A 22,289-nucleotide genomic window follows, 5' to 3' on the forward strand; every position below is an offset into this window, starting at 1 on the left:
GTGCGCAGTCATGGCGCAGAAGAACCACGACAGGGGGCCCGCCGGGTCCGTTGCGGTGGTCACCGATCCCGAACGGATCCGCAATGTGGTGCTGGTCGGGCACTCCGGTGCCGGCAAGACCACATTGATCGAGGCGTTGCTGGCCGCCACCGGGACGATCAGCCGGGCGGGGCAGGTCCCGGACGGCACGACGGTCTGCGACCACGATCCGGCCGCGGTACGCCAGCTACGCTCCGTCGCGTTGACCTGCGCGCCACTGTTCCACCGCGACATCAAGGTCAACCTGTTGGACACCCCGGGGTACGCGGACTTCGTCGGCGAACTGCGGGCCGGGCTACGCGCCGCCGACGCCGCGCTGTTCGTGGTCTGCGCGGCGGACGGGATGGACGCGGCCACCGCCGCGCTGTGGGAGGAGTGCGCGGCGGTCGGCATGCCCCGGGCGGTGGCGCTCACCCGTCTCGACCATCCGCGCGCCGACGTCGACGAAACCGTCGCGCTGTGTCAACGGGTCTTCGGCGACAACGTGCTGCCGCTGCACCTGCCGATGCTCGCCGACGACGGGGTGGGCATCGCCGGGCTGCTGGATCTGCTCGCCCGGCAGGTGCTGGACTACTCGACCGGCCATCCCCCGCAGGTGCGGGAGCCGGACCCGGAGCACCTGCCGGCGATCGCCGAGGCACGCGACGAACTGATCGAGGGGATCATCGCCGAAAGCGAGGACGAGACCCTGTTCGACCGGTACCTCGCCGGCGAGCAGCTCGACCCGAAGATGCTGGTCGACGATCTGGAGACGGCGGTGGCCCGGGGCCACTTCCATCCGGTGCTGCCGGTCTGCGCCCACACCGGGGTCGGGCTCGACGCCCTGCTGTGGCTGTTGACCGCTGCCTTCCCGGCACCGCCCGAGCACACTCTGCCGGCGGTGACCGGGCTGGACGGCACGCCCCGGCCGCCGCTGGGCTGCGACCCGGCCGGCCCGCTGGTCGCCGAGGTGGTCCGGACCACCGCCGACCGGCACGTCGGCCGGGTGTCGCTGGTCCGGGTCTTCTCCGGCACGCTGCGCACCGACCGTACGGTGCACGTGGCCGGGCACAGCCTCAGCCAGCGGGGCCACCCGGACCACGACGCCGACGAACGGGTGGCGCACATCTACAGCCCGCTGGGTGCGCAGCTGCGGGAGGTCGAGGTCTGCGTCGCCGGGGACATCTGCGCGTTGACCAAGTCGGGCAGCGCGGAGACCGGTGACACCATCTCGGCGGCCACGGATCCGCTGCTGGTCGAGCCGTGGGAGATGCCCGAACCCCTGCTGCCGGTGGCGGTCGTCGCCCGTACCCGGTCGGATGAGGACGCGATGGCCCGCAACCTGGGCCGGCTGGTCGCCGGTGATCCGACGCTGCGGCTGGAACGCAATGCCGAGACCCGCCAACTGGTGCTCTGGTGCATGGGCGAGGCGCACGCCGACGTGTTGTTGGACCGGCTGCGCTCCGGCGGCGTCGAGGTGGACGTCGAGCCGGTCCGGGTGCCGCTGCGGGAGACGTTCACCGCGCCGGCCCGGGGGCACGGACGACACGTGAAGCAGTCCGGCGGGCACGGACAATACGCGGTGTGCGAGATCGAGGTGGAGCCGCTTCCGGAGGGCAGCGGCTTCGAGTTCGTCGACCGGGTGGTCGGCGGGGCGGTGCCGCACAACTACATCCCATCGGTGGAGAAAGGCGTGCGGGCCCAGATGGACCGGGGCGTGGTCAGCGGACATCCGGTGGTCGACCTGCGGGTGACCCTGGTGGACGGCAAGGCACATCCGGTCGACTCGTCGGACGCGGCGTTCCAGACCGCCGGGGCGCTGGCCCTGCGGGACGCAGCCACCACCGGCCGACCGACGCTGCTGGAACCGGTCGATGCGATCATGGTGCGGGTGCCGACCGGTGCGGTCGGGTCGGTGCTCGGCGACCTGGCCGGCCGACGCGCCCGGGTGCTCGGCACCACCGGCGATGACGAATCCGGCGACCGGACGGTCATCCGCGCCGAGGTGCCGGCGACCGAACTGCTGCGGTACGCGGTGCAGCTGCGCTCGATCACCGGAGGTGCCGGCACGTTCCGGCGGGCGTTCGCCCGCTACGAACGCGTATCGTCCAGTTGACCCTCAGCCTCCGGTCCGACTGCTGTGAACGAGACTGCGTCCGGTGTCGACGACAGTGTCCTCTGCCGGCCGCGGTGTCCAGCCGAAGGTTTCGCGGGCGGCGTCGGTGCAGACCGGGCGACGCACCCCCAGGTTGCCGACCATTGCCCGCAGCTGCGGGACGAACGGGGCCAGAATCCGCACCAGCGTCGATGGCATCGCTCGGATGGAGACCTTCGCTGCGTCCGCGCCGAGCCGGCGGCGCAGGATCGCGGCGATATCCCGCAACGACAGCAGGGCGCCGCTGGCGGCGAGGTAGCGGTGCCCGGCGGCTTCCGGCGTCAGCATGGCGGCCATCTGCAGGTCTGCGAGGTCCCGCACATCGACCGGGGACACCCACAGGTCGGGAACGCGCGGCATCCGGCCGGACAGCATCGCCTGGATGATGCCTACCGAGGGGGGATGGTCGCTGCTGAGGACCGGCCCGAAGATTCCGGTGGGGTTGAGGACCACCAACTCCACACCTCCGTCGGTACCCTCGACGAAGTCCCATGCCGCCCGCTCGGCGACGGTCTTGGACTTGATGTACGGGTCGATACCCGGCGCGTCGGGATCCGTCCAGTCCTGTTCGGTGAAGGGACGGTCCGGCGGTTGCTGGCCATAGCCGACCGCCCCAAACGACGACGTCATCACCACTCGATGTACTCCTGCGTCGCGGGCGGCCCGCAACACTCTGAGCGTGCCGTCGCGGGCCGGCAAGACCAGATCGTTCTCGTTGGCCGGTCGGATTCCGGGGAACGGGGAGGCGATGTGCAGGATGTAGCGACAGCCCTGTGCGGCGGCGTCCCAGCCGGCGTCCTCGGTGAGGTCGGCGGTCACCACCTCGATGGAGTCGTCGCCGACGGTGCGGCGTAGCTCGGGGGTCCGGGCCGGCGAGCGTACGGTTGTCCGGACCTGGAAGTTGCGGGCCAGGGCACCTCGGATCACGTACGAGGCGACGAAGCCGGTGCCACCGGTGACCAGGATACGGTTTGTTGACATCGAGATTCCCCAAACTTGACAGCGCGAACCAACGATCACGGACCGTGATCGCTCGGGACAGGCAACGAGCTCGTCGGATGACCTGGGCCAGACGGCGCGGGAGCTGACTCAGCCGCGCGTCGCGCTCAGCAGCGGCAACAGGACCTCATCGACGATTCGGGCGGCCAGGCCGGGCCGGTGACCGAGGTAGAGCTGGCCGGCCAGCAACGGCCCGAGGAGGATCTGGTCCACCAGATCGAGGACCGGGTTGTCCGGGCCGATCCGCCCGGCGTCGACGTGTCGCTGAAGCATCCGACGCATCGCCTGGATCTGCGGCTCGATCATGAGCTCGCGGAGGGCGAGCATCAGCTCGGGATTGAGCAACACGTCCCGGGCCAGACCCGTCATGGCCGCGTCATGCGAGTCCCTGATTCGGGCCGCGTCGCTGGCTATCGTCGCCAGTGCCAGCAGGTCGCCGCGGAGGGAGCCGGTGTCGATTTCGATCGCCGGAGCGGGCTTCTGCGCCTGCAGAGCCCGAATGACCAGCATCGACTTGCTCTCCCAGCGCCGGTACAACGTAGCGGTGCTGGCCTTTGCCGCAGCCGCGATGTCGTCGATGGTGACCGCGTCGTAGCCGCGCTCGCGCACCATCGCCAGTGCGACCGTCAGCAGCTCCTGCTCGCGCTCCGCCGAGAGCCGGCTGCGACGCGGTCTGGCCTGCGTCTCCGACACCGTCACCTCCTCGCCCCTACCGACACTACGAAAACCAGATACCGAAATCAAGTTTTCGACAACTAGTTTTCGCTAACGGGGACACCCCTGTCAGGTCGCCGGCCACGCCCCGCTGAACAGGTCGCGGGTGTCGGCGAGCAGCTGCGGCAGCACCTTGGTACGGCCGATCACCGGCATGAAGTTCGCGTCCCCGCCCCACCGGGGCACCACGTGCTGATGCAGGTGGGCGGCGATGCCGGCACCGGCCACCCCACCCTGGTTCATCCCGATGTTGAAGCCGTGCGCGCTGCTCACGGCGCGGATCACCCGCATCGCGGTCTGGGTGAACTCGGCCAGCTCGGCGGTCTCGGCCCGGTCCAACTCCGGGTAGTCCGCGACGTGCCGGTACGGGCAGATCAACAGGTGACCGGGGTTGTACGGGTAGAGGTTGAGCACGGCGAAGACCCGTTCGCCCCGGGCCACCACCAGACTCTGCTCGGCCGGCCGACCGGGGGCCAGGCAGAACGGGCAGCCGGTCGGCGAGTCGTAGCCACCGTCGGGCCGGTCCGCACCGGAGATGTACGCCATCCGGTGCGGTGTCCAGAGTCGTTCCAGGCCATCCGGGCCCGGTTGTCCGGTCGTGCCAGTCACCCCATGATCGTACGGGCTCGGCCGGCCGGACTCACCCGACGGCGACCCGGCTCACTGCCCGGCGGGCCCCTGCTGACCGTCGGACCCCGACTGACTGTCGGGAACGGTCGCGGTCGGGTTGACGTTGGTCCGGGACCGCACCACGTCGACGACGTGGGCCACCGCCTGAGCCAGCGGCACTCCGTTACGCTGTGAACCGTCGCGGTAGCGGAACGAAACGGTCCCGGCCGACACGTCGGCATCGCCGGCGATCGCCATGAACGGCACCTTCTGCTGCTGGGCGGTGCGGATCTTCTTCTGCATCCGGTCGTCGGAGAAGTCCACCTCGGCCCGGATGCCCTCGGCGCGCAGCATGGCGACGAACTCGGCCAGGTAGTCACCGTGATCGGTGCGGATCGGGATGCCGGTCACCTGCACCGGGGCCAGCCAGGCCGGGAACGCGCCGGCGTAGTGCTCGGTGAGGATGCCGAAGAACCGCTCGATCGACCCGAACAACGCCCGGTGAATCATCATCGGCTGCTGCCGGGTGCCGTCGGCGGCCTGGTACTCCAGGCCGAACCGCTTCGGCTGGTTGAAGTCCAGCTGGATGGTGGACATCTGCCAGGTCCGGCCGATCGCGTCACGGGCCTGCACCGAGATCTTCGGGCCATAGAAGGCCGCGCCGCCCGGGTCGGGCACCAGCTCCAGCCCCGAGTCGATGGCCGCCTGCCGCAGGGTCTCGGTGGCGTCGGCCCACTCGGCCGGGTCGCCGATGAACTTGTCCGAGTCGTCGCGGGTGGACAGCTCCAGGTAGAAGTCGTCGAGGCCGTAGTCCCGCAGCAGGTCGAGCACGAAGGCGAGCAGCGAGCGCAGCTCACCGGGCATCTGCTCCCGGGTGCAGTAGATGTGCGAGTCGTCCATGGTCAACCCGCGCACCCGGGTCAGGCCGTGCACCACGCCGGACTTCTCGTACCGGTAGACGGTGCCGAACTCGAACAGCCGCAGCGGCAGCTCCCGGTACGACCGCCCCCGCGACCGGAAAATCAGGTTGTGCATCGGGCAGTTCATCGCCTTGAGGTAGTACTGCGCGCCTTCCATCTCCGCCGGCGGGAACATGGTGTCGGAGTAGTACGGCAGGTGCCCCGAGGTCTCGAACAGCTGGGACTTGCTGATGTGCGGGGAGTAGACGAACTCGTACCCGGCCTGCTCGTGCCGACGGCGCGAGTAGTCCTCCAGCTCCCGACGGATGATGCCGCCCTTGGGGTGGAACACCGCCAGCCCGGAGCCGATCTCGTCCGGGAAGCTGAACAGGTCGAGGTCCGCGCCGAGCTTGCGGTGATCGCGGCGGGCGGCCTCGTCGAGCAGCTTCAGGTACGCCTTGAGCGCGTCGCGGGTCGGCCAGGCCGTGCCGTAGATCCGCTGCAGCTGCGGGTTGCGCTCGGATCCCCGCCAGTACGCCGCCGCGCTGCGCATCAGCTTGACCGCGCCGATCAGCCGGGTGGACGGCAGGTGCGGGCCCCGGCACAGGTCCGACCAGCAGGTCTTGCCCGAGGTCGGGTCGAGGTTGTCGTAGATGGTCAGCTCGCCGCCGCCGACCTCCATCACCTCGCTGGCGTCGAAGTCGGCGGTGCCCTTGACGTCGACCAGCTCCAGCTTGTACGGCTCGTCGGCGAGCTCCGCCCGGGCGGCGTCGAGGTCGGCGAACCGCCGCCGCCGGAACCGCTGCCCGGATTTGATGATCTCCTGCATCCGCTTTTCCAGCTTGTCGAGGTCCTCGGGCTGGAATGGCCGGGCGACGTCGAAGTCGTAGTAGAAGCCGTTGGTGATCGGCGGGCCGATACCCAGTTTGGCCTCCGGGAACAGGTCCTGCACCGCCTGGGCGAGCACGTGCGCGGTGGAGTGGCGCAGTACCGCGAGCCCGTCCGGGGAGTCCAGGGCGACCGGCTCGACCCCGGTCTCGGCCTCCGGTGACCAGTCCAGGTCACGCAGGGTGCCGTCGGGGTCGCGGACCACGACGATCGCCTTCGGGCCGTTCACCGGCAGACCGGCGGCGGCGATCGCGTCCGCGGCCGTGGTCCCGGCCGGGACCACGACGGGTTCGGCCTGGGGACTGGCTGCGCTTGCGGACACGACGGGCTCCTCACGGTCGATGAATCGGTGCGTACGGTGGCTCGGTGGCTCGGTGGCTCGGTGGTCCGGCAGGGTCGGCGACGACGCTCCGGTGGCCGGGGCGGGCCCGGCCGGCCATGATGCTATCGCCCCACGTCGGCGTCACCGGGTGTCGGTCCTGTTGCAACGCCCTGACGTCGACCCGGTTCCGGCGTTAGATTGACGCCGTGGCTGCCACCGACATGGTCGGCGCTCTGCGGCGCCGATACGACTCATTTTTCGCCAGCCGGCGGCCGGTGCCGTTCGCCGTGCTGGACGTCGCCGGGACGGAGCACCGCTTCGGCCCGGGCGACCCGCAGTTCACCATCGCCGTACGTCACCCCCGTGGTGCCCGGGCGCTGGCCGCGTTGGACCAGTTCGCGGTCGCCGTGGCGTACCTGCAGGGCTGGCTGGACGTGGAGGGTGACCTGTCCGCCGCGCTGCGGATGCGGGCGTTCTTCACCGACCTGCATCCGGTGGCCCGGTTCTCCGGCGTGTTCACCGGGCTGCTGCGCGGCCGGCGGGAGGACGACCGACGGGCGATCTCCCACCACTACGACTCGGAGTCGGAGTTCTTCCTGACCTTCCTCGACACCCGGCACCGCTGTTACACGGAGGGCGTGTTCGCCGCCGACGACGAGCCGCTCGAGGACGCGATGACCCGCAAGATGGACCTGGCGCTGGAGGCGATCGGGGTCAAGCCGGGTGACCGGGTGCTGGAGGTGGGCGGCGGCTGGGGTGCGTTCGCCGAACACGCGGCCCGGCAGGGCATCGAGGTGACCACCACGACCCTGTCGCGGGAGTCGGAGCGCTACCTCGTCGACCTGTTCGATCGGGAGCAGCTCGACGTACGGGTGGTGCGGCAGCACATCTTCGGCTTCACCGACGAGCGTCGCTACGACGCGATCGTCAACATGGGGGTGACCGAGCACCTGCCGGACTACCGCCGCAGCCTGCGCAAGTACGCGGAGCTGCTCAGGCCCGGCGGGCGGGTCTACCTCGACGCGCTGGCGATGCGGCGCAAGCACGTCGCGTCGGCGTTCATGAAGCGCTACATCTATCCGGGCCGGTCCGCGCCGCTGCTGCTGCACCAGTACCTGCGGCACGTGGCCCGTTCCCCGTTCGAGCTGTGCAGCATCGCCGATGACCGGCACAACTACTACCTGACCTGCCGGGAATGGGCCCGGCGGCTGGACGCGGCCCGGGACGAGGTGGTGCAGCGCTGGGGGGAGCCGATGTACCGGCGGTTCCGGATCTTCCTGTGGGGGTCGGCGGCCGGCTTCGACACCGGGATGGTGCAGGCGTACCGCTGGGTGTTGCGGCTGCCCTGAGCCATCGTCGGCGGCGACCGACCCAGCGATCGTCGTCGACGGGACCGCGACGTACGTCGGACTGCGCCGCCGTGCGCGGTGACCGCGGTCACCGCCGACTTGCCAGGGGCAGTACGGTCGTGAGGTGGCTACGGTGCTCCTGGTCGAAGACGACCACGTTGTGCGCGGCGCCATGTTGCGCTCGCTGGCCGACCGCGGGCACGCGGTCCATGCGGTCGGCACCGCCCTGGACGCGCTACGCCGGGTCGCCGCGGAAACCCCCGACCTGGTGGTTCTCGACCTGGGCCTGCCGGACCTGGACGGGTCGGACGCGTTGCGGATGCTGCGCGGCATCACCGACGTGCCGATCATCATCGCCACCGCCCGCGACGACGAGCAGGCGATCGTCCGGCTGCTGCGGGCCGGGGCCGACGACTACATGGTCAAGCCGTTCACCGGCGCGCACCTGGACGCCCGGATCACCACGGTGCTGCGCCGGGCCGGCCGGGCGAGCCGGTCGGTGCCGCCCGCCGTGCACCAGGTCGGTGGGCTGCGGGTCGACGTCGGCGAACGCAGCGCCACGCTGGACGGCGAGGCCCTGGCGCTGACCCGCAAGGAGTTCGACCTGCTGGCCTATCTGGCCGCCCGCCCAGGTCGGGTAGTGTCCCGCCGGGAGCTGTTGGAGGAGGTATGGCGGCAGCCGTCGGTCGGCGAGGACCAGACCATCGACGTGCATCTTTACTGGCTTCGCCGCAAAATGGGCGAATCCGCAGCGAAGCCGCGCTACCTGCGCACCGTGCGGGGGGTCGGCTTCCGGCTGGTGGTACCGGACTGAGGTTGGCGCTGGCCTACCTCGGGGCCGGCATGGCATCGATCATCGCGTTGGCCTTCCTCATCCCGCTCGGCCTGCAGCTGCAGCGGGAGACCCGCGAGCAGGCACTGGCCGACGCGGCCCGGCGTGCCGCCGTGGTGCGCGGCGCGTTGGCGGTCAGCAACGACCCGGAAGGGGTCCGCCGGGCCGTGGCCGGTCTCGGCGAGAGCACCGACCGGCAGCCGGTGGTGCACGGACTCGACCCGGTCGGCACCGTACGCGCGACCAGCCAGCAGGTCACCGACGCCGCCGCCGGCACCGGGCCGACGGTGGTGGCCACCGACGGCGGGGTGCTGCACCTGGAGCCGGTCACGGTCGGTGAGGCGGTCACCGTCGTCGAGGTCTTCGTCGCCGACGGCGAGCTCAACCGGGGTGCGGCCGGCACCTGGCTGCTGCTGGTCGGCATCGCCGCAGGTCTGGTCGTCTGCTCGGTCATCGTCGTGGACCGGATCGCCGCGCGCGCCGTCGCCGCGACGAAAGGGCTGGTCGACGCGGCGATGGCGGTCGGTGACGGGGATCTAGCGGTACGCATCCAGCCTGACGGGCCGCGCGAGCTGGCCGAGGCCGGGTACGCGTTCAACCGGATGGCGGACCGGCTGGTCACCTCCCGCACCGACGAACGTGAACTCGTCGCCGACCTGTCCCACCGGCTACGCACCCCGCTGACCGTACTGCGGCTGGACGCCGACGCGCTCGACTCCGACGACACCAGCGTCGGCTCGTTCAGCGAGGCCGAGCTGGACCGGCGGCGGACGATCCGCCGGATCCGTCAGGCGATCGTCACCCTGGAGGGTGAGGTCGACGTTCTGATCAACACGACCCGCAAGACGGTCACCCAGGAGGTCGGCCAGGGCAGCTGCGACGTCGCCGAGGTGGTCCGCGACCGGATGGTCTTCTGGTCGGCGCTGGCCGGCGACCAGAACCGGCCGTACAACGTGATCGGCGCGCAGCTGCGGACCCCGGTGCCGGTGCCCCGGGCCGAGCTGGCGGCCGCGCTCGACGCGGTGCTCGGCAACGTGTTCCGCTACACGCCGCAGGGCACCGCGTTCGAGGTGGCGGTGTCCCGCCGGGACGGGTACGTGGCGATCCGGGTCGACGACGCCGGGCCGGGTATCGCCAACCCGGACCGGGCACTGCGGCGCGGCGCCAGCGACCAGGGCTCCACCGGGCTCGGCCTGGACATCGCCCGTCGGGTGGCGTTGCAGGCGAACGGGTCGGTCAGCCTGGACCGGGCCCGGCTCGGCGGGGCGAGCGTGGTGATGCTGCTCGCCGACGCCGAGGCCGCCCCACCCCGCCCGATGAGCCGGTTCGGGCTGGTCGGCCGGCTGGCCCGGGAACGCGACCGGGAGCGGGAGCGGGAGCGGGGCCGGGGCCGGACCCGTCGCCGGCCGGCGCCGCGCTGACCGGCAGATCACGGCCGGGTCTTCGCCGGCACAAGTATTCCTTAGGTCTGGCTTAACGTCGTTCCGCAGGCCCTGCGCCGGATGGCAGCATCTGTTCCGAACCCATCGGCGTTTCCTGGACGACTCACCCGCAGTACCGTCCCAAATCCCCAGTCCAGGGACGCTTGCGCGCGGCGGGGCCCGGTCCCCAACATCGATGTCCCGCCGCGCGCCCACCCTGGACAGAGGCAGGTCGACGTGTCACCGTCAGCCGCTGCGCCGCCGCCGGCCGCTGAGCCACCGCCAGCCGGATCACCCACCGTCGACCAGGACGAAGCCAGGCCGATCACCACACGGCAGGTGCTGCGTTGGATGACGGTGATCGGCGCGCTGGTGGTCGCGGTCCTCGCCTGCTGGCAGGACCCGAGCTACGCGACCTGCGCCGCCAGATAGCCGTCGATCTCGTCCCGCAGCCGCCGCTTCTCGGCGGCGGACAGGAACGAGGCGGTCACCGCGTCGCGGGCCAGGCCGGCGAGCTGTTGCGGGCCGGCCCGCAACAGGGACGCGGCCACCGCGTACTCCTGGTTGAGGCTGGTGCCGAACATCGGCGGGTCGTCGGAGTTGATCGTCACCAGCAGGCCGGCGGCGACCATGTCGGCGAGCGGGTGCGCGGACAGCTGCGGCACCGCGCCGGTGCGCAGATTGGACGTCGGGCACACCTCCAGCGGAATCCGCCGCTCCGCCAGGAACGCCACCAGCTCCGGGTCCCGCACGCTGGACGTGCCGTGGCCGATCCGTTCGGCGCCCAGCTCGCGCAGCGCGTCCCAGACCGTCTCCGGACCGGTGGTCTCGCCGGCGTGCGGCACCGAATGCAGCCCGGCCGCCCGGGCCTGGTCGAAGTACGGCTTGAACTGGGGCCGGGGGACGCCGATCTCCGGCCCACCCAGACCGAAACTGATCAGACCGTCCGGGGCCTCGTCGAGGCAGATCCGCAGCGTCTCCTCGGCCGCCGGCAGCCCCGCCTCCCCCGGTATGTCGAAACACCAGCGCAGCTCGATGCCGAAGTCGGCGCGGGCCCGTCGCCGGGCGTCCTCGATCGCCGTGCACAACGCGGGCGCGGGAATGCCACGCCGCACGTGCGAGTACGGCGTCACCGTCAGCTCGGCGTACCGGACCTGCTGGGCGGCCAACTCGCGGGCCACCTCATGGGTGAGCACCCAGACGTCCTCGTCGTCGCGGATCAGATCGACGACGCTCAGGTAGATCTCGACGAAGTGTGCGAAGTCGCGGAACACGAAGTAGTCGGCCAACGCGGCCTCGTCGGCGGGGACCGGGGACCGCCCCTCGTGCCGCTGGGCCAGCTCGGCGACGATCCGCGGCGACGCCGACCCGACATGGTGCACATGCAGCTCGACCTTCGGCAGCCCGGCGATGAAGTCCGACAGCACGGACTGAGACTCCGACAGCACGGGCGGAGACGACGGTTGCTGGCTCACCGTGGCGTTCGACCTCCTCGGGAAAACGGACATCCCCGACGGGGGCCCGGCTGCGCCGAGCGTACCGCTCGGGCGGTCGTCTAGGCTCGCCCGGTGGACAAGCGTACGTTTCCGCGGCTCGGCCGCACGGTAGGGGCGATCGGTCTGGGTGCCTGGCAACTCGGCGCCGACTGGGGGACGGTCAGCGAGGACGAGGCGGAGGCAACGCTGCGCGCCGCCGTCGAAGCCGGCACCACCTTCCTGGACACCGCCGACGTGTACGGCGACGGGCGCAGCGAACGGATCATCGGCCGGTTCCTGCGGGAGTCGGCCGGCGACGATCTGTTCGTCGCCACCAAGATGGGACGCCGGGTGGCGCAGCACCCGTCCGCGTACGTGCTGGACAACTTCCGGGCCTGGACCGACCGGTCCCGGGCGAACCTCGGCGTCGACCGCCTCGACCTGGTCCAGTTGCACTGTCCGCCGACCGAGGTGCTGCGCACCGACGCGGTCTACGACGCGCTGGACGCCCTCGTCGCCGAGCAGCGAATCGCCGCGTACGGCGTGAGCGTGGAGACGGTCGACGAGGCGCTGGCCGCGATCGCCCGGCCGGGCGTGGCCAGCGTGCAGATCATCCTCAACGCGTTGCGGCTCAAGCCGCTGGAGCGGGTGCTGCCGGCCGCTGCCGCCGCCGGGGTCGGGATCATCGCCCGGGTGCCGCTGGCCAGTGGCCTGCTCTCCGGCCGGTACGACGAGAACACCCGGTTCGCCGCCGACGACCACCGCACCTTCAACCGGGACGGCTCGGCGTTCGACGTCGGTGAGACGTTCTCCGGAGTCGATTTCCACACCGGGTTGGCCGCCGTGCGTCGGCTCGCCCCACTGGTGCCGCCGCAGGCCACCATGGCCCAGTTCGCGTTGCGCTGGATCCTGGACCAGCCCGGGGTGACGGTGGCGATTCCTGGTGCCCGCAACCCCGCCCAGGCGCAGGGCAACGCGGCAGCCGCGGAGCTCGCGCCGCTGGACGACGCCACCCAGCGGACGGTGCGGGAGGTCTACGACGACCTGATCCGGCCCCAGGTGCACCACCGGTGGTGACCCGCCGCCCGGCGCTGCGCACGAGCAGGGGCCCGGTCGCGCACGAGCGAGGGCCCCGTTGTTCCGGCCGGAACAACGGGGCCCTCGTCACGACCTTCGCGGGTCGGTGCCAGCCCGACCGCCGGACGGCACCGGCGACCGAGGTCAGATCGGGCGGACCTGCTCGGCCTGCGGACCCTTCTGGCCCTGGGCGATCTCGAACTCGACCCGCTGGTTCTCCTCCAGCGTGCGGTAGCCGCTGGTCTGGATGGCCGAGAAGTGGACGAACACGTCAGCACCCCCGCCGTCGACGGTGATGAAGCCGAAGCCCTTGTCTGCGTTGAACCACTTCACGGTTCCCTGCGCCATGTGTATCTCCTTCTGAAACTGGCGGCCAAGCACGCCGTGCGGCCGGTTGGCCGTTTTCGAGCAGCGGCGCCTGAGGTGGCCCCCGACGAAGGAGGACTTCTCTCAACCCACGCTGTCTCGCAACAGCGTGGACAGCAAACCACGTACGCAAAAACTTCGCACAGCCTACCTGACGAACGTCTCCGACATGTGACCTGAGACGCCGTTCGCGCCCTCGTGGCGTGCCCGAATCTGGTCGCCGTCCGGGCCCGGTCCGGTCTGGTCGTCGCGCCTCTGACCAGCGGCGGCGGCGCTCACGACGGCCAACGGCCGGTGAGCCGGCGCACGCCGGTCGCGCCGCCGCGATCCACCGCGGCCCGGACGACTGAGAAGATCGCCCCCTGCAGTGCGGCCGCAGCCAGCACCTCGCCCCAACCACGCTCCTCGTCGATGGCGTTGGGTGCCTCGTCGTCGCCGGCGGCGAGCTTCCACACCTGCCGGAATATCGCCCCGGCCAGGGCACCCGCCGCCAGGCCGAGCACCAGGCCGACCGGCCGGTAGGCCAACTTGTTGAGCGGTTTGCTCACCCGCGCCTCCCTCTCCTCGTCAACCACACCAGTACCACCGTCACCACCGTGCCGGCCACCACCAGGGCCGGGACCGTGACGGTACGCCGGTCGGGCCGGCGCGCCGTGGCCGCCGCCTGTCGGGCCGTATCACGCAGCCGCAGCCGGGCGCGGTCGGCCCCCAGCCGCAGCCGGCTTTTCACGTCGGTCTTAGCGGCCAGCGCCTGCACCGTCTGGCCCAGTTCGGCCCGGGTCTGCCGGATCTCGGCCCGGAGCAGGTCAAGATCGCCGGTGCCGTTACCGGACCTGCCGTTGTGCGACGTCACGACTGCCGCCCCCGCTTCATTGCCGCGCCGACCACCGTCACGTCCGCCCGTACGCTGTCCGCCGCCGCCGTCGGCACCGGCGGTGCCGCCTGACGGACCTGCCGTCGCCCGGCGAGCGCCAACACGCCCGCGACCAGGAACAGCAGCACCGCGACGGCCAGGGCGGCCAGCCACGGCGGCCAGGCCTGGGCGAGCAGCAGCACGCCGGCGCCGATCAGCACACCGAGGCCGTAGAGCGCGATGACCCCGCCACCGCCGAACAGCCCGATCCCCAGTCCGGCATGCTTTCCCTTTTCGGTCAGTTCGGCACGGGCGAGCGCGATCTCGTCGCGCACCAGTCGCGATATCTGCTCACCGGCCTGTTGCACGAGTTCCGCGGTGGACCGCTCGGCGGGCGGCCGGTGCAAAGTGTCGGCCATGGTGCCTCCTTTCCCGCTGTTCGCCGCTGTATGCCCGGCCCGGACCTTCGTCAATCCTGCTGACTGCGATCCCCGGCGGCGGATTCCTCGGGTCCGACGAAGACCGACGCACGGGCGTCGCCCTCGGCGTCACCACCGAACAGCCGGGCGTCGTCGGGTACCTCGTGCCCGCCGCCAGTGGTGGACGTAACCGGTCCGGCCGGGTGACGGCCGTTGCGCTGCCCGCCGGTGACCGGCCGGTGCCGCAGGTCCAGCCAGTCCAGCAGGCTGTCCCCGTCGCCGACCTCGGCCCGCCACCGGGGCAGCGCGGTCGGTCGCTGTTCGCGGACCCAACTGGCCAGGTGTTCGCGGACCTGGCACCGCAGATCCCACAGGCTCGGCGAGTCGGCGGCGCTGACCAGGGCCCGCAGCCGGACCGTACCGCCGGTGGCGTCGGTCACCTGCAGCACACACACCCGGCCGTCCCACAGCTCGGTGCCCTCCACCAGTCGGCGCAGTTCCTCGCGCATGGCCTGGACCGGAACCGACCAGTCCAGGTCGAACTCGGCGGTGCCCAGCACCGCGGCCTTGGTCCGGGTCCAGTTCTGGAACGGCGTGGTGGTGAAGTAGGAGGTGGGCAGGATCAGCCGCCGATCGTCCCAGATGTGCACCACCACGTAGCTGAGCGTCAGCTCCTCGATCCGGCCCCACTCACCCTCGACCACCACGACGTCGTCGATACGAACCGCGTCGCTGAAGGCCAACTGCAGCCCGGCGATGACGTTGCTCAGCAGGCTCTGCGCGGCCAGCGCGCCGACCACACCGATCACCCCGGCGGAGGCGAGCAGGCTCGCGCCGACACCGCGTACCGCCGGGAAGGTCATCAGCATCACCCCGACGGTGAGGATGACGATCACGGCGATGGTGACCCGACGCAGCATCACCACCTGGGTGTGCAGCCGGCGGGCGTGCCGGTTGTCCGGCACGTCGGTGCGGAACCGGGCCAGCGTGGTGTCCTCCATGGCCAGCAGCAGCGCCCCGACCAGCCAGGCACACGCCGCGATCATCGCGAGGACCAGCAGGTGCAAGGTGGTACGCCGCCACGGCTCACCGACCGCGTAACCGGTCGAGAAACGGACCGCGAGCTGAATGGCCGTCACGGTCGCGGCCGCCCGCGTCGCCCGGTGCGCGTGGGTCGAGACCTCGGCGAGCAGTACGGAACGTCGGCCGAGACGCCGGACGACCCGGTGGCCGATCGCCACCGCGGTCACCGCGAGTACCGCCGCCGCGACCGTGACGAGCACCGTCCAGACAACCGGATGCACGGATGGATCCCCCTCCACATCGCCATCAATAGTGACAAAAGGTCAATGATGCCGGGTGAAGTTGGGCCATGCCATGGGTGCTAGATCACACTTTCCGGTAGCGGGACTGGGCGAAGCAGTAGACACCGAAGGCGGCAAAGCCGGCCGCTACCAGTGCCAACAGGACAGACCCGAACGCCTGCTCGCGCAGGGTGTGCAGGGCTGCGTCCAGGCCCCGGGCCTGCTCCGGCTCGAACTGGACGGCAGCGGTCACCAGCAGCGCCCCGGCGGTGCCGTAGGCGACACCCTTGGCGACGTAGCCGGCCGTACCCAGCCGGCAGACGACCTTGCGCACCCGGGCGTTCATCGCCCCGGTCCGCAGGTGTTCGGCGAACCGCCGGGTGACGCCGTTGACGACCATCCCGGCACCGATGCCGATCACCACCAGGCCGGCGAACCCGACCAGCCACCGGCCGCCGGGGGCGGACATCACCCGTTCGCTCATCGCCTGCTGCTGGTCGGCGGTGTCGGCGTTGGCGTTGCGGAACACCTGGACGGCGGTCCAGGCGAAGGACAGGTAGACCACGGTCCGCCCGACCGAGATGACCCGTTCGACCGTCCGCTTGTTGCCCTGCTCGGCACGGTGCCCGACGGCGGCCTCGATGCCCTGCCACACCGCCATCGCGGCCAACCCGACCGCGACGGCGATCAGCAGCACCCCGCCGAGCGGCTGCGCGGCGAGGGTACGCAGCGCGCCGGACTGGTCGCCGTCGGCGGCCGGGCGGCCGAAGGCGATCTGCAGTGCCAGCCAGGCCACCAGCAGGTGCACCAGGCCGTACCCGAGGAAGCCGGCTCTGGCGAGCAGCTTCAAGGATCGACTGTTACCAAGCTGGTGGGCGGTGCGCTGGGCATCCCTGGTTTTCGGCATGGCGCTCCATATGACCGGTCAGCGCCGCCACCAAACGTGCCCGACCGGTGGTCAGCCCAGTTGCCGGGCGACCCGGATCGCCACCTCCGAATCGGTGGCCCGCTCAAGGCTCACGTCGAACCCGCCGACCTCGGTGGCCTGCTCGCCGACGGTCAGGGTGACCTGCTCGCCGGCCACCTCGACAGTGACCCGGTCGCTCTCGGCGCCGATCAACCGGGCCTCGATGCCGAGAAAGCTCGCACTGGCCTCGACTCCCCGGGAGAAGGTCACCGTGCAGGCGTCCAGCCCGCAGTCGGTGCTGGCGCCCTCGGAGCTGCAACCGGCGAGCAACGCCGCGCCGAACGCCAACCCGGCGGCCAGAGCGGCGATCCGGGAGGTGGTACCGGCCCGCCGGCTGGTGGATCGGGAGGCGCTGGAGGCGGATGGCAGCTGGGGTGCGATGGTCACCGGCCAAGCGTACTTGGCGCTCGTGACGGCGCCCCGGAGCACTCGTGCCAGCCACCGCACCCAGCCGGCGAGGCGGCGGGCCGACGGTTAGGCTCGAAGCCGTGCCGGCCTGCCGACCGCGTCGGCCCCGGCTGAGTCGGCCTTGAGGCGAGTCGGCCCCTGAACCGAGGAGGTGTCCGACCGTGACGATGCTGGTGGAGGACAATCCGGCGCGAAACCGGTTCGAGATCCTGATCGACGACGGCCTGGCCGGGTTCGCCAGCTACCGTCCGGGTCCGGCGACGGTGACCGTGACGCACACCGAGATCGATCCCGCGTACCGGGGACGAGGTGCCGGTGACGCCCTCGCCCACGGGCTGCTCAGTCAGATCCGCGACCGTGGAGAGCAGGTGGTGCCCCAGTGCCCGTTCATCGCCGCCTACATCGATCGGCATCCCGAGTTCGCCGCGCTGGTCGCCGGTGACTGAGCAGCGCCGGCCCGGCCTGGCGCGTACGGCGGTCGCGGTGGCCGGCGTACTCGTGCTGGCCGCCACGGTGGTGGCGGCAGGCGGCTGGCTCGGCTGGTTCAGCGATCCGACGATCTCCGACGCGCCCGAGGCGTCGGCCGACGTCGAGGTCGTCGCGACCGGACTCGCCGCACCATGGGATCTCGCGTTCCTACCGGACGGCACGGCCCTGGTGACGGAGCGGGACACCGCGCGGTTGCTGGCTGTGGACGCGCAGGGCAGCACCCGGGAGATCACCGGGGTCGACGGGGTTGTCCCGGACGGGGAGGGCGGCCTGCTCGGCGTGGCGGTGTCCCCGCAGCATGCCACCGACGGCTGGGTCTACCTCTACTACACCGGTGCCGAGGACAACCGGATCGTTCGGTTCCGGCTCGGGCCAGACGGCCCGACGACGTCCCCTGAGCCGGTCCTGACCGGGATTCCCCGGGCGTCGACCCACAACGGCGGCCGGATCGCTTTCGGTCCGGACGGCATGCTGTACGTCGGCACCGGTGACGCCGGCGAGCGGGGGGCCGCGCAGGACCCGACCGGGCTGGCCGGCAAGATCCTGCGGCTGCGACCGGACGGCACCGTCCCGGCGGACAACCCGGTTGCCGGGTCGCCGGTGTTCAGCCTCGGCCACCGCAACGTACAGGGACTGGCCTGGGATCCGGCCGGGCAGCTGTACGCCAGCGAGTTCGGGCAGAACCGGCACGACGAACTGAACCCAATCGAGGCCGGCGGCAACTACGGCTGGCCGGAGGTCGAGGGGGTGGCCGACCGGGCGGAGTTCGTCGATCCGGTGGCCACCTGGGCCCCCCGGGACGCCTCCCCCAGCGGTCTCGCCCACCACCAGGGCCGGCTCTGGCTGGCGTGTCTGCGTGGCCAGCGGCTGTACCGGGTCGCCCCGGACGGCACCGACGCCGAGACGTTGCTCAGTGGCGAGTACGGCCGGCTGCGGCACGCGGCGGTGGCGCCGGACGGCAGCCTGTGGGTGCTCACCTCGAACCGGGACGGGCGCGGTTCACCCACCGGCGACGACGACCGGATCCTGCGGATCAGCGGCTGACCGGTCCGCCGTAGGGTCCGGCCCGGTCGGGACAGGCACCGTCGGACCCGGCGTGCCGGTCCTGGCCACCGACGTCTGCCAACCGGCCAGCCGCTCGGCGGCGGCCCGACTGTTCGCCCAGCTCGCCCCGTAGGTCGACAGGTGCACGTCACCGGTGACCCGGACCGGTACCCCCATCTCGACCACGACGGCGTCGGGTCGGACGGTGAGCGCGCGGTCGACCGCCACCGACATCCACCGATGCCGGTGCAGGTCGCGGACCACCAGGACAAGGGCGTGGTGGCGGGCGGCGAGCAGCGCGGTGTCCAGCGGCTCGACCGGTCGGCCAGCCACCCCGGCCGCCGTCGACGCGTCGAGATCCCGCTCGGTCAGTCGGACGGTGAGCGTCCCGGGCCGCAGCGCGGCCAGGGCCTGGCCGATGCCCCACGGAGTCTCGGCCCCGATGGCGATGTTGTGCGGCGGCGCGAACTCCACCACGTACGCGGGCCGGGTCAGTGGCAGCTGGGTCTCGGCCCGTATCCGCAGCGCGCGCCGGGCGGCGGTGAGCCCGATGGCGGACCGTACCGGGCCGGTCGGCGCTCCGGCGGACACCAGCGTGGTGGCCCCGTTGCTGTCCGGCACGGAGCCGTTGCCGTGCGGTTGGCGGTGCCGCACCGACCAGGCCGCCAGTTGCCGGATCCGCTCCGCCGCCTCGGCCAGCCGCTGGGCCGGCAACCGACCGGTGACGACCGCGTCGACGATCGCGTCGGTCAGTCGCCGGACGGTCTCCTCGTCGGCGTGTTCGCCGCCCACGCAGACCGCGTCGACCCCGGCGGCGAGCGCCCGGACGGTCGCGCCAGCCAGACCGAAGCGCCGGGTCACCGCCCGCATCTCGATCCCGTCGGTGATCACCGCGCCGGTGAACCCGAGCCGGTCCCGCAGCAGGTCGACCAGGACCGCACGGCTGAGGGTGGCCAGGTTGGCCGGGTCGATCGCCGGCACGAGCAGGTGTCCGGTCATGATCGTCCGGGTGCCGGCGGCGATGGCGGCCCGGAACGGGGTCAGCTCCACCGCGTCCAGCCGGATCCGGTCGGCGTCGATACGGGGCACGGCGTCGTGGGAGTCCACGTTGGTGTCACCGTGTCCGGGGAAGTGCTTGGCGCAGGCGGCGACTCCGGCGTCCTGCAGCCCGCGAATCCAGGCGGCCGTGTGCCGGGCTACCAGGCGCGGATCGTCGCCGAACGCGCGTACCCCGATCACCGGATTGTCCGGATTGGAGTTGACGTCGGCAACCGGGGCGTAGTTGACGGTGACTCCCGCGCCGGCCAGCTCCAGGCCGAGATCGTAGGCGACCCGCCGGGTCAGTTCCGGGTCGTCGACCGTGCCGAGGGCCAGGTTGCCGGGTCGGGAGCTGCCGTGTCCGGATTCGATCCGGGTCACGTCACCGGCTTCCTCGTCGATGGCGACCAGCACGTCCGGCCGTTCGGCGCGCAGCGCGGCGGTGAGCGCGGCGACCTGCTCGGGGTCGCGGACGTTACGGGCGAACAGCACCACGGCGCCCAACCCGTCGGCGACCCACCGGCGCACCCAGTCCGGTGGGCCGGTGCCGAGGAATCCGGGCTGCAGCACGGTGGCCGCCATCCGCCGCACACTGGGACTGGAATCGGCCATGCGGCTCATGTTCACATCACGGACAGTTTTAGTCAATAAACCTTCCTATTAACCGGGACCCGCGCTGCGGCGACGACGCCGGTCCCGCCGTACGGCACGGTCTGTCGCCGGGCAGCCCCGGTGTGGCACAGTGCGTGAGTGGTTCCGTTCGTCCAGTACGCCGCCGAGGAGACCAGCTGGCAGGACATCCCCGGTGTCCAGGTGATCGGTGCCGTCCTCGGTGTCCTGCTCCTGCTCGCCGCGTTGCGGGCAATGTTCGGCAAAGGGCGGTGAGCGCGGGTCCGGCGAGCGCCCCGACCGGTCGGCCGGACCGGTCACCGGACCGACCGGCCGTTTGGCCGTGGTCGGCGCCGGGTAACCACGGAATCCGATGAAGCTGCCCCTGCACTCACCCCGGCTGCGCCGCGCTGCGCGCCAACGCTTCGGCTGGTCAGCGTTGCGGCCCGGCCAACTCGGCGCGATGCGGGCCCTGCTGAAGGGCCGCGACGCCTTGGTGGTGCTGCCCACCGGCGCCGGAAAATCGGCCGTCTACCAGATCCCGGCCACCATGCTGCCCGGCCCGACCGTGGTGATCTCTCCGCTGCTCGCGCTGCAGCAGGACCAGATCGCCGCGCTCAACCAACGCGGCCAGGCCGAGCTGCGGGCGGTAAGGATCAGCTCCGCGGAGAGCCCGGCCCAGCGACGGGCGTCGCTCGACGACGTCCGTGAGGGTCGGGCCCGGTTCCTGTTCACCACACCGGAGCAGCTGTGCGACCCGGACCGCCTGGCCGAGGTACGTCAGCTGTCCCCGGCGTTGGTCGCGGTCGACGAGGCGCACTGCGTCTCGGCCTGGGGGCACGACTTCCGACCCGACTACCTGGCCGTCGGCCACCTGGTGGAGCAGTTGGGTCGCCCTCCGGTGGTGGCGCTGACCGCCACCGCCTCGCCGCCGGTGCGCGACGACATCGTCCACCGGCTCGGGCTGACCGATCCGCACCTGGTGGTGGCCGGACTCGACCGGGACAACCTGTTCCTCGAGGTGGCCCACTGCCCAACCGAGGACTACCGGTGGCGCAGGCTGGTCGCCCTGCTCGACGTGGAACAGCCGCCCGGCATCGTCTACGTGCCGACCCGGCGGGCCGCGACAGACCTGGCCGGTCAGCTCGTCGCCGCCGGCTACCCGGCCCGCTGCTACCACGCCGGGATGTCGGCCACCGCCCGGCAGCAGCTGCACGACGAGTTCCTCGCCGGGCAGGTGCCGGTCATGGTGGCGACGTCCGCTTTCGGCATGGGCATCGACAAACCGGACGTACGGTGGGTGGCGCACACCGCGCTGCCGGACTCGCCCGACAGCTATCTGCAGGAGATCGGTCGCGGCGGCCGGGACGGCCGGCCGGCCCGGGCGCTGCTGTTGTGGCGGGCCGAGGACATCGGTCTGCAGCGGTACTTCACCACCAGCCCGCCCGATCATGACGAGTTGCGGGACGTCGCCGAGGTGCTGGACGTCGAGCCGGCGACCCGCGCCGAGCTGCGCCGCCGCACCGGGCTCGGCGCCCGCAAGCTGAGCCAGCTGCTCGCCCTGCTGGAAGAGGTGGGCGCGGCCCGGACCGTCGCCGGCACCCAGACCGTCCGTCCCTTCTACGCGCCGGACCCGGCGCGGGCCGCCGCCGACGCGGTGGCGGCGGCCGGACGTCGCCAGACCGTGCAGCGCTCCCGTACCGACATGATGCGGGCCTTCGCCGAGGCGACGGGTTGCCGCACCCGGGCGCTGCTGGCCTACTTCGGGGAGCATGTGACGGACGTCTGTGGTCATTGCGACAGTTGCCACGCCGGGACCAGTACCGCCGACGACGGCGCCGCCGGCCCGTTCCCGGTACACAGTATGGTGCGACACGCGGAATGGGGGGCCGGCCTGGTGCTCGGGTACGAGCAGGACCGGATGACGGTCCTGTTCGACGGTGTCGGCTACAAGACGTTGTCGGTGCCGGTGGTCAGCGACCAGGGTCTGCTGGCCGCCGAGCAGCGCTGAGGATCACCACCGTCGGACACCGG

General features: G+C 71.7%; 23 protein-coding genes. 10 read left to right on the forward strand and 13 right to left on the reverse strand.

Annotation, left to right across the window (positions count from 1 at the left end; genetic code table 11):
* Positions 1-10: 10 nt before the first annotated feature.
* The gene (locus O7543_RS07730) at positions 11-2,134 is read left to right on the forward strand and encodes an elongation factor G-like protein EF-G2 (protein WP_281554473.1); all 2,124 of its coding nucleotides are present in this window, start codon (positions 11-13) and stop codon (positions 2,132-2,134) included.
* 3 nt (positions 2,135-2,137) lie between these two features.
* On the opposite strand, the gene O7543_RS07735 is transcribed toward O7543_RS07730, so the two are convergent.
* The 4 genes from O7543_RS07735 to thrS all read right to left on the reverse strand — a co-directional run bounded on the left by O7543_RS07735 (position 2,138) and on the right by thrS (position 6,604).
* Positions 2,138-3,154 carry an aldehyde reductase gene (locus O7543_RS07735; RefSeq protein WP_281554472.1) on the reverse strand — a complete coding sequence of 339 codons (1,017 nt, stop codon included), beginning with the start codon at positions 3,152-3,154 and terminating at the stop codon, positions 2,138-2,140.
* Between the two features lie 108 nt (positions 3,155-3,262).
* Positions 3,263-3,865 carry a TetR-like C-terminal domain-containing protein gene (locus O7543_RS07740; RefSeq protein ID WP_281567362.1) on the reverse strand — a complete coding sequence of 201 codons (603 nt, stop codon included), beginning with the start codon at positions 3,863-3,865 and terminating at the stop codon, positions 3,263-3,265.
* 90 nt (positions 3,866-3,955) lie between these two features.
* Positions 3,956-4,432, reverse strand: coding sequence for an HIT domain-containing protein (locus O7543_RS07745; protein ID WP_281555545.1), 477 nt, complete (start codon positions 4,430-4,432; stop codon positions 3,956-3,958).
* Between the two features lie 114 nt (positions 4,433-4,546).
* Complete coding sequence (gene thrS, locus O7543_RS07750) at positions 4,547-6,604, reverse strand: threonine--tRNA ligase (RefSeq protein ID WP_281554470.1); 2,058 nt, start codon at positions 6,602-6,604, stop codon at positions 4,547-4,549.
* 206 nt (positions 6,605-6,810) lie between these two features.
* Here thrS and O7543_RS07755 point away from each other — a divergent pair, with 206 nt between their 5' ends.
* From O7543_RS07755 to O7543_RS07770, 4 genes are all read left to right on the forward strand, one after another.
* Positions 6,811-7,953 carry a class I SAM-dependent methyltransferase gene (locus O7543_RS07755; protein WP_281554469.1) on the forward strand — a complete coding sequence of 381 codons (1,143 nt, stop codon included), beginning with the start codon at positions 6,811-6,813 and terminating at the stop codon, positions 7,951-7,953.
* Between the two features lie 124 nt (positions 7,954-8,077).
* Positions 8,078-8,767 (forward strand): response regulator transcription factor, encoded by a 690-nt coding sequence (locus O7543_RS07760; protein WP_123601096.1) that lies wholly within the window; start codon positions 8,078-8,080, stop codon positions 8,765-8,767.
* Positions 8,768-8,796: 29 nt separating this feature from the next.
* Positions 8,797-10,206 (forward strand): HAMP domain-containing sensor histidine kinase, encoded by a 1,410-nt coding sequence (locus O7543_RS07765; RefSeq protein WP_281554468.1) that lies wholly within the window; start codon positions 8,797-8,799, stop codon positions 10,204-10,206.
* A gap of 237 nt (positions 10,207-10,443) precedes the next feature.
* Positions 10,444-10,638: a hypothetical protein gene (locus O7543_RS07770; protein WP_281554467.1), complete on the forward strand. Its 195-nt coding sequence runs from the start codon at positions 10,444-10,446 to the stop codon at positions 10,636-10,638.
* Here O7543_RS07770 and O7543_RS07775 read toward each other — a convergent pair.
* The gene (locus O7543_RS07775; RefSeq protein ID WP_281554466.1) at positions 10,614-11,633 is read right to left on the reverse strand and encodes an adenosine deaminase; all 1,020 of its coding nucleotides are present in this window, start codon (positions 11,631-11,633) and stop codon (positions 10,614-10,616) included. The two genes, O7543_RS07770 and O7543_RS07775, sit on opposite strands and share 25 nt — an antisense overlap.
* A 141-nt stretch (positions 11,634-11,774) precedes the next feature.
* Between O7543_RS07775 and O7543_RS07780 the strand changes: the two genes are divergently transcribed.
* Positions 11,775-12,758 carry an aldo/keto reductase gene (locus tag O7543_RS07780; RefSeq protein ID WP_281554465.1) on the forward strand — a complete coding sequence of 328 codons (984 nt, stop codon included), beginning with the start codon at positions 11,775-11,777 and terminating at the stop codon, positions 12,756-12,758.
* Between the two features lie 144 nt (positions 12,759-12,902).
* On the opposite strand, the gene O7543_RS07785 is transcribed toward O7543_RS07780, so the two are convergent.
* From O7543_RS07785 to O7543_RS07815, 7 genes are all read right to left on the reverse strand, one after another.
* On the reverse strand, positions 12,903-13,106 hold the full coding sequence (locus O7543_RS07785) for a cold-shock protein (protein ID WP_007075740.1): 204 nt from the start codon (positions 13,104-13,106) through the stop codon (positions 12,903-12,905).
* A gap of 293 nt (positions 13,107-13,399) precedes the next feature.
* Positions 13,400-13,672 carry a DUF4235 domain-containing protein gene (locus O7543_RS07790; RefSeq protein ID WP_281554464.1) on the reverse strand — a complete coding sequence of 91 codons (273 nt, stop codon included), beginning with the start codon at positions 13,670-13,672 and terminating at the stop codon, positions 13,400-13,402.
* Complete coding sequence (locus tag O7543_RS07795; protein WP_281554463.1) at positions 13,669-13,977, reverse strand: DUF3618 domain-containing protein; 309 nt, start codon at positions 13,975-13,977, stop codon at positions 13,669-13,671. The genes O7543_RS07790 and O7543_RS07795 overlap by 4 nt, the downstream gene beginning before the upstream one ends.
* Positions 13,974-14,396, reverse strand: a complete 423-nt coding sequence (locus O7543_RS07800) for a phage holin family protein (RefSeq protein WP_281554462.1) — start codon at positions 14,394-14,396, stop codon at positions 13,974-13,976. The genes O7543_RS07795 and O7543_RS07800 overlap by 4 nt, the downstream gene beginning before the upstream one ends.
* 50 nt (positions 14,397-14,446) lie before the next feature.
* Positions 14,447-15,700 carry a mechanosensitive ion channel domain-containing protein gene (locus tag O7543_RS07805; protein ID WP_281554461.1) on the reverse strand — a complete coding sequence of 418 codons (1,254 nt, stop codon included), beginning with the start codon at positions 15,698-15,700 and terminating at the stop codon, positions 14,447-14,449.
* 85 nt (positions 15,701-15,785) lie between these two features.
* Positions 15,786-16,550: a DUF1206 domain-containing protein gene (locus O7543_RS07810; protein WP_348650087.1), complete on the reverse strand. Its 765-nt coding sequence runs from the start codon at positions 16,548-16,550 to the stop codon at positions 15,786-15,788.
* 108 nt (positions 16,551-16,658) lie between these two features.
* On the reverse strand, positions 16,659-16,976 hold the full coding sequence (locus O7543_RS07815; protein WP_281555544.1) for a hypothetical protein: 318 nt from the start codon (positions 16,974-16,976) through the stop codon (positions 16,659-16,661).
* A gap of 266 nt (positions 16,977-17,242) precedes the next feature.
* On the opposite strand from O7543_RS07815, the gene O7543_RS07820 reads away from it, so the two are divergent.
* Positions 17,243-17,521, forward strand: coding sequence for a GNAT family N-acetyltransferase (locus tag O7543_RS07820; protein WP_348650124.1), 279 nt, complete (start codon positions 17,243-17,245; stop codon positions 17,519-17,521).
* A complete protein-coding gene (locus O7543_RS07825) occupies positions 17,514-18,608 on the forward strand; it encodes a PQQ-dependent sugar dehydrogenase (RefSeq protein ID WP_281554458.1) in 1,095 nt (364 codons plus the stop codon). The genes O7543_RS07820 and O7543_RS07825 overlap by 8 nt, the downstream gene beginning before the upstream one ends.
* On the opposite strand, the gene O7543_RS07830 is transcribed toward O7543_RS07825, so the two are convergent.
* A complete protein-coding gene (locus O7543_RS07830; protein ID WP_281554457.1) occupies positions 18,564-20,267 on the reverse strand; it encodes a glycoside hydrolase family 3 protein in 1,704 nt (567 codons plus the stop codon). The genes O7543_RS07825 and O7543_RS07830 overlap by 45 nt on opposite strands.
* Positions 20,268-20,396: 129 nt before the next feature.
* Between O7543_RS07830 and O7543_RS07835 the strand changes: the two genes are divergently transcribed.
* Positions 20,397-20,531, forward strand: coding sequence for a hypothetical protein (locus O7543_RS07835; RefSeq protein WP_281554456.1), 135 nt, complete (start codon positions 20,397-20,399; stop codon positions 20,529-20,531).
* Positions 20,532-20,628: 97 nt separating this feature from the next.
* Entirely contained in the window at positions 20,629-22,266 is a 1,638-nt protein-coding gene (locus tag O7543_RS07840; RefSeq protein ID WP_281554455.1) for an ATP-dependent DNA helicase RecQ, read from the forward strand.
* Positions 22,267-22,289: the final 23 nt, after the last annotated feature.

The sequence above is a fragment of the Solwaraspora sp. WMMA2080 genome, assembly GCF_027497395.1.
GTDB lineage: Bacteria > Actinomycetota > Actinomycetes > Mycobacteriales > Micromonosporaceae > Micromonospora_E.

Bases quoted from the DNA above. Each gene is read 5' to 3' on its own strand.
- O7543_RS07830 (WP_281554457.1), bottom strand. From the start codon at position 20,267: ATGAGCCGCATGGCCGATTCCAGTCCCAGTGTGCGGCGGATGGCGGCC.
- O7543_RS07765 (WP_281554468.1), top strand. From the start codon at position 8,797: ATGGCATCGATCATCGCGTTGGCCTTCCTCATCCCGCTCGGCCTGCAG.
- O7543_RS07840 (WP_281554455.1), top strand. From the start codon at position 20,629: ATGAAGCTGCCCCTGCACTCACCCCGGCTGCGCCGCGCTGCGCGCCAA.
- O7543_RS07745 (WP_281555545.1), bottom strand. From the start codon at position 4,432: ATGGCGTACATCTCCGGTGCGGACCGGCCCGACGGTGGCTACGACTCG.
- O7543_RS07735 (WP_281554472.1), bottom strand. From the start codon at position 3,154: ATGTCAACAAACCGTATCCTGGTCACCGGTGGCACCGGCTTCGTCGCC.
- O7543_RS07785 (WP_007075740.1), bottom strand. From the start codon at position 13,106: ATGGCGCAGGGAACCGTGAAGTGGTTCAACGCAGACAAGGGCTTCGGC.
- O7543_RS07800 (WP_281554462.1), bottom strand. From the start codon at position 14,396: ATGGCCGACACTTTGCACCGGCCGCCCGCCGAGCGGTCCACCGCGGAA.
- O7543_RS07820 (WP_348650124.1), top strand. From the start codon at position 17,243: ATGCTGGTGGAGGACAATCCGGCGCGAAACCGGTTCGAGATCCTGATC.
- O7543_RS07730 (WP_281554473.1), top strand. From the start codon at position 11: ATGGCGCAGAAGAACCACGACAGGGGGCCCGCCGGGTCCGTTGCGGTG.